This is a genomic window from Mycetocola tolaasinivorans, from assembly GCF_003667565.1.
GTDB lineage: Bacteria > Actinomycetota > Actinomycetes > Actinomycetales > Microbacteriaceae > Mycetocola > Mycetocola tolaasinivorans.
In genome coordinates, this window is sequence record NZ_RCUX01000005.1 from 296,845 (window position 1) to 309,188 (window position 12,344).

At 63.4% G+C, this 12,344-nt stretch carries 11 protein-coding genes and 1 rRNA gene; 5 read left to right on the forward strand and 7 right to left on the reverse strand.

Annotated features, from left to right (window positions below):
* Positions 1-56: 56 nt before the first annotated feature.
* The gene (gene tyrS, locus D9V32_RS08285; RefSeq protein WP_245982183.1) at positions 57-1,352 is read left to right on the forward strand and encodes a tyrosine--tRNA ligase; all 1,296 of its coding nucleotides are present in this window, start codon (positions 57-59) and stop codon (positions 1,350-1,352) included.
* Between the two features lie 81 nt (positions 1,353-1,433).
* On the opposite strand, the gene D9V32_RS08290 is transcribed toward tyrS, so the two are convergent.
* The 5 genes from D9V32_RS08290 to D9V32_RS08310 form a co-directional block, all read right to left on the reverse strand.
* Positions 1,434-2,540: a Gfo/Idh/MocA family protein gene (locus D9V32_RS08290; RefSeq protein WP_121648425.1), complete on the reverse strand. Its 1,107-nt coding sequence runs from the start codon at positions 2,538-2,540 to the stop codon at positions 1,434-1,436.
* Positions 2,537-3,319 carry a ThuA domain-containing protein gene (locus tag D9V32_RS08295; protein WP_121648426.1) on the reverse strand — a complete coding sequence of 261 codons (783 nt, stop codon included), beginning with the start codon at positions 3,317-3,319 and terminating at the stop codon, positions 2,537-2,539. The genes D9V32_RS08290 and D9V32_RS08295 overlap by 4 nt, the downstream gene beginning before the upstream one ends.
* A 36-nt stretch (positions 3,320-3,355) precedes the next feature.
* Positions 3,356-4,180, reverse strand: a complete 825-nt coding sequence (locus D9V32_RS08300) for a carbohydrate ABC transporter permease (protein WP_425462005.1) — start codon at positions 4,178-4,180, stop codon at positions 3,356-3,358.
* Between the two features lie 75 nt (positions 4,181-4,255).
* The gene (locus D9V32_RS08305) at positions 4,256-5,248 is read right to left on the reverse strand and encodes a carbohydrate ABC transporter permease (RefSeq protein WP_121648428.1); all 993 of its coding nucleotides are present in this window, start codon (positions 5,246-5,248) and stop codon (positions 4,256-4,258) included.
* 5 nt (positions 5,249-5,253) lie between these two features.
* Positions 5,254-6,477 (reverse strand): sugar ABC transporter substrate-binding protein, encoded by a 1,224-nt coding sequence (locus D9V32_RS08310; protein ID WP_121648429.1) that lies wholly within the window; start codon positions 6,475-6,477, stop codon positions 5,254-5,256.
* A gap of 242 nt (positions 6,478-6,719) precedes the next feature.
* On the opposite strand from D9V32_RS08310, the gene D9V32_RS08315 reads away from it, so the two are divergent.
* Together D9V32_RS08315 and mgtE are read left to right on the forward strand one after the other, a co-directional pair.
* Positions 6,720-7,736 (forward strand): LacI family DNA-binding transcriptional regulator, encoded by a 1,017-nt coding sequence (locus tag D9V32_RS08315; protein ID WP_183086236.1) that lies wholly within the window; start codon positions 6,720-6,722, stop codon positions 7,734-7,736.
* A gap of 97 nt (positions 7,737-7,833) precedes the next feature.
* Positions 7,834-9,177, forward strand: coding sequence for a magnesium transporter (gene mgtE / locus D9V32_RS08320; RefSeq protein WP_121648431.1), 1,344 nt, complete (start codon positions 7,834-7,836; stop codon positions 9,175-9,177).
* On the opposite strand, the gene D9V32_RS08325 is transcribed toward mgtE, so the two are convergent.
* A complete protein-coding gene (locus D9V32_RS08325; protein WP_121648432.1) occupies positions 9,174-10,283 on the reverse strand; it encodes a sensor histidine kinase in 1,110 nt (369 codons plus the stop codon). The genes mgtE and D9V32_RS08325 overlap by 4 nt on opposite strands.
* Positions 10,280-10,960, reverse strand: coding sequence for a response regulator transcription factor (locus D9V32_RS08330; RefSeq protein WP_121648433.1), 681 nt, complete (start codon positions 10,958-10,960; stop codon positions 10,280-10,282). Before D9V32_RS08330 ends, D9V32_RS08325 begins: the two co-directional genes overlap by 4 nt.
* A gap of 85 nt (positions 10,961-11,045) precedes the next feature.
* Here D9V32_RS08330 and D9V32_RS08335 point away from each other — a divergent pair, with 85 nt between their 5' ends.
* Positions 11,046-11,660 (forward strand): M15 family metallopeptidase, encoded by a 615-nt coding sequence (locus D9V32_RS08335; RefSeq protein ID WP_121648434.1) that lies wholly within the window; start codon positions 11,046-11,048, stop codon positions 11,658-11,660.
* Positions 11,661-12,234: 574 nt separating this feature from the next.
* Positions 12,235-12,344, forward strand: a 16S ribosomal RNA gene (locus D9V32_RS08340); the annotation flags it as partial.

Sequence of the window (12,344 nt, forward strand, 5' to 3'; positions counted from 1 at the left end):
CAATAAGCGAGTTCGCCGGCACGGATGCCCGTCCTTCCGCTGCTATTCTGGGGAGCGTGTCTAATCCCAATTTTGCCAAGCAGAGTAATGACTCGTCCTTTGACTCGCTCTGGGACGAGCTGGTGTGGCGTGGCCTGATCCACGTCTCGACCGATGCCGAGGAGCTCAAGAAGCTCATCGACGGCGAATCGATCACGTATTATTGCGGATTTGACCCGACCGCTCCCAGCCTGCACCTGGGCAACTTTGTGCAGCTCCTGTTCATGCGTCGCCTGCAGCTGGGCGGGCACCGCCCGCTGGGTCTCGTGGGCGGTTCCACCGGCCTGATCGGTGACCCGCGCCCCACCGCCGAGCGCACCCTGAACACCCCGGAGACCGTGGCCGCCTGGGTCACGCGCCTGCAGGCTCAGGTATCGACCCATCTCGACACCGAGGGCGAGAACGGCATGCGCCTGGTCAACAACCTCGACTGGACCTCGCCGCTCAGCGCGATCGAGTTCCTGCGCGACATCGGTAAGTACTTCCGCGTGGGCACCATGCTGAAAAAAGACGCCGTGAGCGCGCGCCTGAACTCCGATGCCGGCATCAGCTACACCGAGTTCAGCTACCAGATCCTCCAGGCACTCGACTACCGCGAGCTCTACAACACCCACGGGTGTGTGCTGCAGACCGGTGGCAGCGACCAGTGGGGCAACCTGATCGGCGGTGTCGACCTGATTCGTCGCTCCGAGCAGGCCACCGTGCACGCGATCGGTACCCCGCTGATCACCAACAGCGACGGCACCAAGTTTGGTAAGAGCGAGGGCAACGCGATCTGGCTGGATGCCGAGCTGTGCAGCCCCTACGCGATGTACCAGTTCTGGCTGAACACCGATGATGCCGACGTGATCGACCGTCTCAAGGTGTTCACCTTCCTCACCCGCGCCGAGATCGAGGACTTCGCGAAGCTCGTGGCGGAGGAGCCCTTCCGTCGCGCGGCGCAGAAGCGCCTGGCCCTCGAAACCGTCACCCTGGTGCACGGTGCCGAGGCCGCCAACGCGGCGATCGCCGCCTCCGAGGCCCTGTTCGGTCAGGGCAACCTGGCCGAGGTGGACCCGGCGACCCTCGCATCGGCGCTGCGTGAACTGCCGAACATCACCGCCGAAACCGGTACCCCGATCGCCCAGCTCCTCGTGTCGACCGAGCTGTGCACGAGCCTCGGCGATGCCCGTCGCTCGATCGGCCAGGGCGGCGTCTCGCTCAACGGCGTGAAGGTCACCGACGAGGCCGCGGTCCTGACCGACCTGCTGCCCGGCGGGGTCGCGGTACTGCGTCGCGGTAAGAAGACCCTCGCGGGAATCTTCACCGCCTAACCGCCTCAACGACAGGCGTCGTTACACAAAACAACAGCGCGGCACCGGAGCGATCCGGTGCCGCGCTGTTGAGTGTCCGGGTTATCCGCGAATCAGGATTTCCCGCACGTCCGCACGCTTCTCGACGGCGATCGCCGCATCGCGCGCCTCGGCCAGCACATCGGCGAGCACCACGCGTGATCCCCGGGTGGCGCTGAGTACCGCGGCCTCCACCATCGCCAGCGAGTGCACGTTCGCATGAACCTCGGTGGCCGGGATGTCCCCGGTTCGCAGAGCGGAAATGAACTCGGCGAGGGACCCGTTGATCTCCTCGGGAAAGGGAATCGTCTCGTCGGTGAGCCTCGCCGGTAGGTCGGCGAGCGAGAGCCCGGGGAGATCCGCGACGGGGGCGCGCTCGCCATCCCAGAGCGCCGTGCCGTTTTCCCCGCCAATGCGCCAGCTCCCGTTCCAGGACGTCTCCGACCCCGGTGTGCACCAGCTGCCCGAGTACACAAACCGGATGCCACCCTCAAACTCAAACACCGCGGCCGCGGCCGCATCCCCGGCATACCAGCTCCAGGCCGGGTTGTACTCCTCGCAGTACACCGCGACGGGGTCGCGATCCAGCAGATAGCGCACTGCATCGAACTGATGGATCGCCATGTCCACGAGAAGCACGTGGTCCATCTCGTCGCGGAACCCGCCAAAGCGCGGGGCCTTCGCAAACTCGCAGCTCACGGTGCCCACTCGCCCGAGTTCACGAACGCGCTCGCGCAGCGCCGAGAGCGAGCGATAGTAGCGGCGCGACTGACTGGTCATCAGCAGCTGCCCGCTGGCCTCCGCCGAGGCCGCGAGCGAGAGTGCGGTCGCGACCGTGGGCGCAATGGGTTTTTCGCACAGTACCGGCAGCCCGGCAAACAGCGCCTCGGTGCTCACAGCATGGTGGGCGGCGGGAATCGTGACGTTAACCACCGCCTGTGCATCGGTATCCGCGGCCAGCGCCGAGACCGAGTCACCCACCGGCAGGTGCTCCAGACCAAAGGCGGCGAGTGCTGCCCGAGCCGCATCGAGGTTGAGATCCACGAGCCCAACGATCTGAGCATCCGGCGAGGCGGTGAGCGCACGAAGCCAGTTTTTCCCCATTGCCCCGGCCCCTACCAGGATGATTCTCACCGGCGAAGCGGTGTCTGAGAAAACGGCGTGGCTCATCGAACCAGTGCCCCCTGGTAGGCCTTGCCCGTGTAAAACTCCTCGGTCTCGTGGCGACGCAGGGTCGGCAGTGCGCGCTCGGAGCGTTCGGTGTGTGCCCAGCGCACGCCATTGGCGATCACGCGGCGAACATTCTCGTGGTGGTAGACCGGGTAGTCCTGGTCGCCGGGGCTGAAGAAGAAGATCTTGCCGAAGCCGCGACGCCAGGTGCAGCCGCTACGGAAGACCTCGCCACCCGAGAAGGTGCTGAGGAAGATGATCTCATCGGGCGCGGGCACGTCGAAGAACTCGCCGTACATCTCCTGCTGCGGAATGATGAACGGGTGCGGGATACCCTGGGCGATGGGGTGGGTCGGGTCGATGGTCCAAACGATCTCGCGATCCTCCTCGCTGCGCCAACGCAGGGTGCAGGTGGTGCCCATCAGCTTCTGGAAAATTTTCGACCAGTGCCCCGAGTGCAGCACCACGAGCCCCATGCCCGAGAGTACGTGGCGGTGCACGCGGGCCACGATGTCATCATCCACGTCGGCATGGGCCATGTGCCCCCACCACACGAGAACGTCGGTGTCCGCGAGCACCTCCTCTGTGAGGCCGTGTTCGGGATCATCGAGCGTCGCGGTGTGCACGCGCGCGGTGGCGCCGAGGTTTTCCTCGATTCCGGACCGGATCGTGTTGTGCATGCCGTCCGGATAGATTTCGGCGACGTGCGGTTCCACCTGCTCGTGGCGGTTCTCGCCCCAGACGAGAACGCGCAGCGGGGATTCGGGGGAGTGAGTCATGGGGTGTCCTTTTCTACGGTGAATTCGACGGATGGATTATTTGACGGCGCCACCGGTGGTACCGGCGGCGATGAACTTTTGAGCGAGTACAAGCAGGATGATCGCGGGGATTGACGACAGTACCGCGGTAGCCATCACGGCCGACCAGTTGGCGACCTGGGTTCCGATGTACTGGTAAATGCCGAGAGTCACCGGCCGTACCTCCTCGGTGCTGGTGAGGGTCAGGGCAAAGAGGAAGTCGCTCCAGGAGAATAGGAAGGCGAAGAGCGCGGCGGTGATCAGGGCGTTGCGACTGACCGGCACCACGACCGAGACGAAGGCACGCACGAGGCCTGCCCCGTCGATGCGCGCGGCCTCAACGATCGAGGGCGGGATGCCGAGCATCGCGGTGCGCAGGATCAGAATTGCGAACGGAATTGCGTGACTCGCATCGGCGAGGATCAGCCCGGGCAGCGAGTTGAGCAGCCCCAGATCGTTGTAGGCGCTGTAGAGCGCGTTTGCGATCACGACCCCCGGGATCATCTGCGACACGATGATGACCATGAGCGCGACGTTAATCCAGCGGAACCGGAACTGCGCGAGCGCATAAGCAGCGGGTGCGGAAATAATGAGGGTCAGGACCACCGTGCCCACCGAAATGATGAGGCTGGTGAGGAGGTTTTGCCCCTGATCGGTGATCGCACGCTCATAGCCCGAAAAATCGGGATTCAGCGGAAAGAGGCCGGCGGTTAGGGTGTTCCCCGAGGGCTGCAGCGACGTGTTCACCATCCAGTAGATCGGGAACAGCATGATCGCCAGCACGATGACGCCAATGCCGGTCGAGGCGAACGCGCCGATTCTGGTGCGGGTGCCGGTGCGCATCGAAGCCCGTTTTGGGGAGGTAAGTGGCGGAAGTGAACCGCGCCGGGAGATGAGTGTGTCGGTCATGTTCGGCTCCTATTCATCTACCGCGCGCCGGTTGGAACGCAGGTAGAGGACGGCAAATACGAGGGAGACCAGAATGAGAACGTTGCTCCAGGCCGAACCCACCCCGAACTCGAAGTTCACGAAGGACTCCTGGTAGGAGCGCACGGCCAGTGTCTGGGTTGCGTTGGCGGGCCCGCCATTGGTGAGACCGAGAATCACATCGAGCACCTTGAGCGTGTAGACCACTCCGAGGACCAGGACCACGCTCACCACGGGGCGCAGGTTTGGCCAGGTGATGTGCCAAAACGCCTTCCAGCCGGTGGCCCCATCGAGCGCACCCGCCTCGTACAGCTCCTCCGGAATGTCCTGAAGTCCGCCATAGAGGAGCGCCACGTTGAAGGGGATGCCCACCCAGATGTTCACGAGGATCACCGAGAGCAGGGCGACATTGGGGTCGGAGAGCCACCCGATCGGCGACTGAATCACCCCGATCGAGGTAAGGAACTGGTTGAGGATTCCGCTGTCCTGATCCAGAATCGACCGCCAGGTTGCACTCGATACGATGACCGGCAGTAGCCAGGGCAGCAGCATGAGGGAGCGCAGGAATCCATTGAGCGGGAACCGTCGACGGAAGAAGACGGCGAGCGCGATTCCGATCACGAACTGCCCCAGCAGCGAACCCGCGGTAAACAGGGCGGTGTTGAGGAAGGCCGGGCCAAACAGGGAGCTGCTGGTAACCGTGACGTAGTTGGCGAACCCCACCCAGGGCGCCTCGCCGGTGAAGAATGTCGCGGTGGTGTACTCCTGCAGGCTCATCGTGATGTTTTTGATGACCGGGAAGGCGAAGAACGCAAAGATGTAGAGCGCAGCCGGAACGATGAACAGGAGCTTGGTGATGCGCTCGGGCTTGCGTCGTCGTCGCGGGGCCTGCGGGGGTGTCCCCGCCGACTCGAGCGAGGGGTGTGCCTCGATCGAGTCGGGCGGACTTCCGCCCCGCGTGGTGAGTGTGGAAACGGAGGCCATGGCGCTTATCCGGCCAGTGCCTTGGCGAACGCCTCGTCAGCGGTGGCCTTACCCGTGAGCGCGAGTTGCAGACCGGTGTGGATCTGCGTCGCGGTCTTGGGCCAGCCCGTACCGAGGAGTCCGGTGCGCGAGCGCGCGGTGGCTACCTGATCGGTAAAGGTCGACATCACGGGGAGCGAGGCTACGTATTCATCCGCGAGGGCGGTGCGGGTCGGAATCGTGTATCGTGCGGTCGCGAGAGCGAGCTGATTGTCGTCATCGGTAATGCATTCGATGAACTTTGCGGCGAGTGCCTGCTTGGTCTTGTTTCCCGTCTGCGGGACGGTCCATACCTCGCCACCGAGCGGGGCGATCGAGGTTTGCCCGGCGCGATTGACCGGAATTTGGACCGTTGTCCAGACGAGGTTCGGGTCCGCGTCCAGAGCGGGAATCTGCCAGGGGCCATTGATCATCATTGCGGCCTTGCCCGCCATGAACTGGTCCTTGACGTCAACCTGGCTCCAGTTCACCACGCTCTTGGAGGCCGAGCCGGCATTGACGAGATCCACCTGCAACTGCAGGGCTTCGGCGGCCTCTGGGCTATCGATTTTGTCTTCGGAACCCCCGTTCGTCCAGAGCAGGGGGAGGAACTGCCAGGCACCCTCGTGGGTTGCGTTGGCGGAGAATGCGAGACCGTAGCGGTCTCCCTCGGTCAGGGCTGCCGCGGTGGTTTTCAGTTCATCCCAGGTGGTTGGCGGGGTGAGCCCGGCTGCGTCGAGGAGAGTTTTGTTGACAAAGAGGCCGAGCGTGTTCACGGTGGGAGCGAGGCCGTAAACCTTGTCCTTGTAGGTGGCGGCCTCGATGATTCCCGGGGCAAACCCATCGGTGCTGATACCAAACTGGTCCAGCGGGGCCAGACCGCCAGTGGAGGCAATGTCCTGGAGGTTGGGGTTGTCGAGCATCAGGACGTCCGGGAGCGTCTTTGACGACGACATCTGGAGAACCTTTTGCATGAGGTCCTTGCTGGGAACGCCGGTGCGGTTGATCTTTACCGAAAGCTCTGCCGCGCAGGTGTTCAGCGCTTCGAGTACGAACTTCTGGTCGGGTTCGTTGACGTAGTAGTCAACGATGGTGAGGGTATTGCCCGAACCGCCGGCACCGGGGGTGCCGCTTTCCGAGCTGCACCCGGCGAGGGCCAGAGGAATGATCGCCAGCCCGGCGAGAATCGGTAAACGAGGTTTCTTGTCCATGATGCGGCTCCTTTGCCGTAGGTAATAGTGAGGCCCGGGAGTTAACCGCTTTGATTCTTGTGAAATCGCCGAGATGCCGAGCTTCTATTTCGTGGATGACGCAACAATCTCACGAGTTTTGGACGCTGTCAACAGAAAAGTAAAGCGCTTCACCGATTCGTTATTTGGCCCAGCGCGCCGAAACTCCGAATAAAGAAACTGTGAGAGACTGCAGGCATCAAATGGCAGGAAGGAGCCGTGATATGGCAACCATGCGTGATGTCGCGCAGCGTGCCGGGGTGTCTCTCGCCACGGTGTCCTTCGCGATTAACAAGACCAAACCCGTTGCTCCATCCACGCGGGAACGGATCGAAGCGGCAATGCTGGAGCTGAATTACAAGCCCAACGCGATCGCCCGCGCCCTCGCGAGTAGACGCACTCGCATCATCGCACTGCTATTCCCCGTGCTCGAACACAACCTCGACGGCACGGCGCTCAAATTCTTTACGAGTGCGGCCGCTGAGGCTCAGCGGCGCGGATACAATCTCATCCTGTGGCCGAGTGGTACCGATGCCGCACGAATCGATCAGCTCGTTCACAGCGGGTTGATCGACGGGGTCGTGGTGATGGAGGTTTATCTGCACGATGAGCGGGTCGAACGCCTCCGTGAGCTCGGAATCCCCTTCACCCTGATTGGTCGTACCGCCGAACCCCGGGGCATCAGCTACGTTGACGTAAACTTCGAAGGTCTGGTGGCAACCGCCATGCATCACCTTCGAGAACTCGGGCATCGACGCATCGGCATCGTATTTGGTGAGGGCGGCGACCCCCTGATCAGCGAGTATGGCCCCGTGGTACGTACTCGCGATGCTTACCTCGCCGCTATTGCGGACACCGAGGACGAGCCACTGATGTTCTCGTGTGATCAATCCTCCGCGGCCGGTCGGCGACTCGTTCCCGACATTCTTCGACAGGCACCGGACATCAGCGCCCTGCTCCTTCTCAACGAGCATGCCGCATCGGGGATCGTGAGTGGGTTACGCGCTCAGGGCATCGGCGTACCAGAATCTGTTTCCGTTGTCGGTCTCGGGTCTTCAATCGAGGTTGCGGAGGCGATCGATCCGCAAATCTCCCTGTACGAATCGCCCAGCGAGGAGCTTGGACGTCGAGGAGTGGAGGACCTCATCGACGTGCTTGAGGGAACCCGTTCGGCCCCGGGAGCCTCACTCGTGGACTGCGTCTTTGTCGACTTTGGATCGATCGCGCCGGCACACTCCTGAGGCTAGCGGCCAGGGGCCCCACCCTGGCCACCTTTGCCTGTTATGTTAGGGGCTGTCTCGGGCCGTTCTGTGCCCCGGTTCACCTCGAGGAGGCACCATGAGTGAGCACGTGGATATCGATCTGGCACGCGAGCGCGCGCTCGCCGAAGCCGACCTCCCCGCGGCCGCCGCGAAACTCGCCGGGATGTCGATCACCGAGGTGGTTGAAACCCTCTGGCGCACCAGCTATCAGCGCGGCGCGGTGCTGTTTCGCCTGCTGAGCAAGGAACGCGCGCTCGAAACCTTCGAGCGTTTTGAACCAGCCCACCAGGCAGACCTCCTCCGGGCGCTGCAGGATGAGGAGGTTACCGGCCTCTTTGCCGGCCTCGACCCGGACGACCGGGTGGGACTCCTCGATGAGGTTCCCGCGGTTGTTGCCAAGCGACTTCTCCTCGGGCTGACCCCGCATGAGCGCTCATTGACCACTCTCATGCTCGGATATCCGGCACGCTCGGTCGGGCGTCGGATGAGCCCGGAATACGTGCGTGCGCATCCGGAGTTCACGGCCGGGCACGTGCTCGAAACCGTGCGAAATCGCGCGTCCGAGGCTGAAACCATCTACATGATTCCGGTGACCGACGGCGAAAAGCGCCTGATCGGCGTGGTGAGCCTCCGCGAAATCCTGGCGGCTCCCGAGGACACCCGGGTTGCCGATCTGATGCAGACTCCGGAGTATGCGACGGTGAGCGATGACGCCGAGTATGTCGCACGCCGCTGCGGTGACGCAAACCTCCTCGCGATGCCGGTTGTGGACAGCGAAAAGCGCCTGGTGGGAATCCTGACCATCGACGATGCACACCAGATCCTGCGTGATGCGGAGGATGAGGACATCGCGCGCGCCGGTGGATCCGAGCCGCTTCGTCGCCCCTACCTGTCGACCTCGGCGTTCAAGATCGCGCGCGCCCGGGTGGTGTGGCTCCTCGTTCTCGCGGTGTCGGCGCTGCTGACCGTGCAGGTGCTCGGCATCTTCGAGGCCACGCTCGAACAGAAGGTTGTGCTCGCGCTCTTCATCCCACTGCTCACCGGGACCGGCGGAAACACCGGTTCGCAGGCGGCCACCACCATCACCCGAGCCCTCGCGATGGGCGAGGTCACCTCGAAGGATGTGGGTCGGGTGCTCCTGCGAGAGTTCCGGGTCGGGACCACCCTGGGTCTCCTGCTCGGGGTGCTCGGATTTGTGCTCGCCTCGCTCGTGTACGACGTCCCGACCGGTCTGGTGATCGGTTCCACCCTGCTGTGCGTCTGCGCGATGGCCGCAACGGTGGGTGGTGCGATGCCGCTGATCGCGAAGGCTATTCGGGTGGACCCGGCGGTATTCTCCACCCCGTTTATCACCACGTTCTGCGATGCCACCGGCCTGCTGATCTACTTCTCACTGGCCAAGGTAATTCTCGGAATCTAGCGTTCGTCGCGGCCGATAACCGGGAGCTGGACCTCCACGGTCAGGCCGCCTTCGGGGCGTGCGGTGAGCCGCATCGATCCGCCGTGTGCACGCAGAATCGATGACACGATCGCGAGACCGAGCCCCACGCCACCGTCGCGATCGTATCGACGCGCTGACCCGCGCTGAAACGGTTCGGCCAGGGTCGCAACCAGGGCCGGGTCAAGGACGGCGCCGCCGTTTTCCACGCGCAGGGTGGCCGTGCGCGCGCTAGCCCAGGTTTCGATGCGGACCCAGGGAGCCTCGCCCCCGCCGTGCACGAGCGCGTTTCGAATCAGGTTGCCGGCCACCATGCGGAGTAGTTCGGGGTTTCCCTCGGTGCGTGCCGGGGTGAGATCCGTACCGATGCGGATGTCGCCGCGCTCGGACGGCGGTGCCAGATCAGTCAGCGTGTCACGCGCCACCTCGGCGAGATCCACCGGGGCTACCGCGAGCGGTTCTCCCTCGGCTCGAGCGAGGGTGAGGAGCGCCTCGGTCAGAGCGATCGCGCGGTCGTTTGTTTGGGCGAGCCGAGAGACCAGACGCGGCACATCGACTCGATCGGGTGCGGCCTCGGCCACCTCCAGCATGGTGCGGATGACCGCGTGCGGGGTACGCAGCTCATGGGATGCGTTTGCGGCGAAGCGTCGCTGCTCGGCGAGCATGCCCTCGACCCGATCGAGCATCGAATCGAAGACGTCCGAGAGCTCGCGAAACTCATCGCGCCGACCGGGTAACTCGATTCTCCGGTTGAGGATCCCGTCGGCCGCGGCGCGGGACACCCCGGTGATTCGCGCGAGCGGTGCCAGCATGCGCCCGGCGAGAAACCAGCCCCCGATGAGGCCGAAGACGGTGAGGATTCCCAGAACCGCGAATGCGCGCGGCCAAAAGAGCCGCAGTAGATCGCCCCGGTTGGGTGCGAAGGTACTGCCGTCGGGCGCATTCGTCTGAACGACCGATCCCACCGGCACAAACTGAAGCACGTAGTAGGCGAACAGCATGAGGGCGAGCGCGGCCACCAAAAGGAAGCCGGTGTAGCTCAGGGTGAGCTTGACGCGCACCGAGAGCCCGCGGCGCCGCTCGGTCATGCCCGCTCCGTGTCGGCAGGAAGCCCGAAATAGTACCCTGATCCGGGTTTCGTCTGGATGATCCAGGGTTCGCCCAGCCGCTTGCGTAGCGCGGAGATTGTGATCCGCACCGCGTTTGTGAACGGGTCGGCGTTTTCGTCCCAGGCACGTTCCAGGAGAGACTCCGCGCTGAGCACCCCGCCCTCGGCACGCATCAGCTCCGCGAGCACGGCAAACTGCTTGCGGGTGAGGGCGATGTAGCGACCATCGCGGTAAACCTCGCGTCGGAAGGTGTCGAGGCGCAGACCATCCGCTTCCAGGACCGGGGGAGCGGCGACGGCTGAGCGGCGGGCGAGGGCGCGCACCCGCATGATGAGCTCGCGCAGCACAAACGGCTTGGTGAGATAGTCATCGGCGCCGAGCTCAAACCCCAGCGCCTTGTCGTCGATGCGATCGGCGGCCGTGACCATCAGGATCCGCGTGCCCAGATCCTCCGCCAGGATCTCCCGCGCGATGTCGTCGCCCGAGTGGCCGGGAATATCGCGGTCGAGCAGCACCACCGTGTACGTGTTGAGCGCGAGAAGTTCCTGCGCGGCAAACCCGTCGTTGGCGATATCGGAGGCGATGGCCTCGAGTCGCAGACCATCCTGGATCGCCTCGGCCAGAAACGGCTCGTCCTCCACAATCAACACTCGCATCTGGCCATTCTAGGAAACCGCCGTATCGAAAACGTATGAAAAACGGGATACGACGGGGCAACGGTGCTGCCGCTGAGCTGGTCTCATGACCTCGTACAGAACCCCCACCATTCGACTGAGCCGACGCGGTCGTCTCGCGCTGACCCTCGGTATGCTCGTGATCTCGCTGAGTATCGCCGGGTATTTGATCGGCGCGCTCGCACGGTTCCCGGGTACGGCCTCGGGCCGTTCGGCCGGGCAGAGTGAGAGCATCCCGTTTGGCCTCGATGATGCGAACGGCTATGTGCGGCTCGGTGACCCGATTGCGCCGGAGCGCACAGACGTGCCGGCGCTCGAACGGCTCGATCCCATGCTTCTTGACGCGGTGCGTCGGGCGAGCGCCGATGCCCGTGCCGAGGGTATCGACCTGGTGATCAACAGCGGATGGCGCACCGCGGCCCTCCAGGAGTGGATGCTGAAACAGGCGATCACCGAGTACGGGAGTGAGCGGGCGGCGCGACGGTTTGTCTCGACGCCTGAGAACTCACGGCACGTCTCGGGGGAGGCGGTGGATTTCGGTCCCGCGGCCGGTGCCGCCTGGGTGGAGCAGAACGGCGCACGCTATGGGCTGTGCAGGATTTACGAAAACGAACCCTGGCACTTCGAGCTCGCAACCGACGCCAATGGGCGATGCCCGGCGCTCCGCAGGGATGCCGCCTAGCGCCCACCGCTGCCCACCTGCGCCGCTTTCACGTGTTTTCGGGCTTTTGCTGGCCGACACGCCATCAAACGGGCCCGATTTGCCCGAACTGTGGAACCTGCGTAAAGTAATACTCATCACCCCAAAGGTGCGGCTCGCTAGAGCGGCCGGCCTCAAGCGGGATCATCCCCACACTTTCAACACGCCGGACTTGTTCCTGGCTGGGTTGTGTGGCAGGATTGAAACTCATCCGCTTCACGGATGCCCCACTCAAAATCTTGGTTTAGACCGGTTTTGGAAGCGAGTTTGTGAAGAGATGGTGTGATGTGGTCACCCCCAGTTAGAAGCCGCGTTTTTTGTGTGGTGGATGTGGGGAGTGTGTGATCCTTGAGAACTCAACAGCGTGCACAATGTCAAATGCCAAAAACCTCGGCATCACTTTTGGTGATGTGGAGATTCCTTTGGAAACATTTTAAACATAACAAAGCAAGTCAGTAATGATTTGTTCTGTCAGTTTCAAACTCGCGGTCTTCACTCTTTTTCCGGGTGTTGATTGCAAACAAATGTCCCGGCCTTAGGGCTTGGGAGATAAACATTTACGGAGAGTTTGATCCTGGCTCAGGACGAACGCTGGCGGCGTGCTTAACACATGCAAGTCGAACGATGAAGCTGGAGCTTGCTCTGGTGGATTAGTGGCGAACGGGT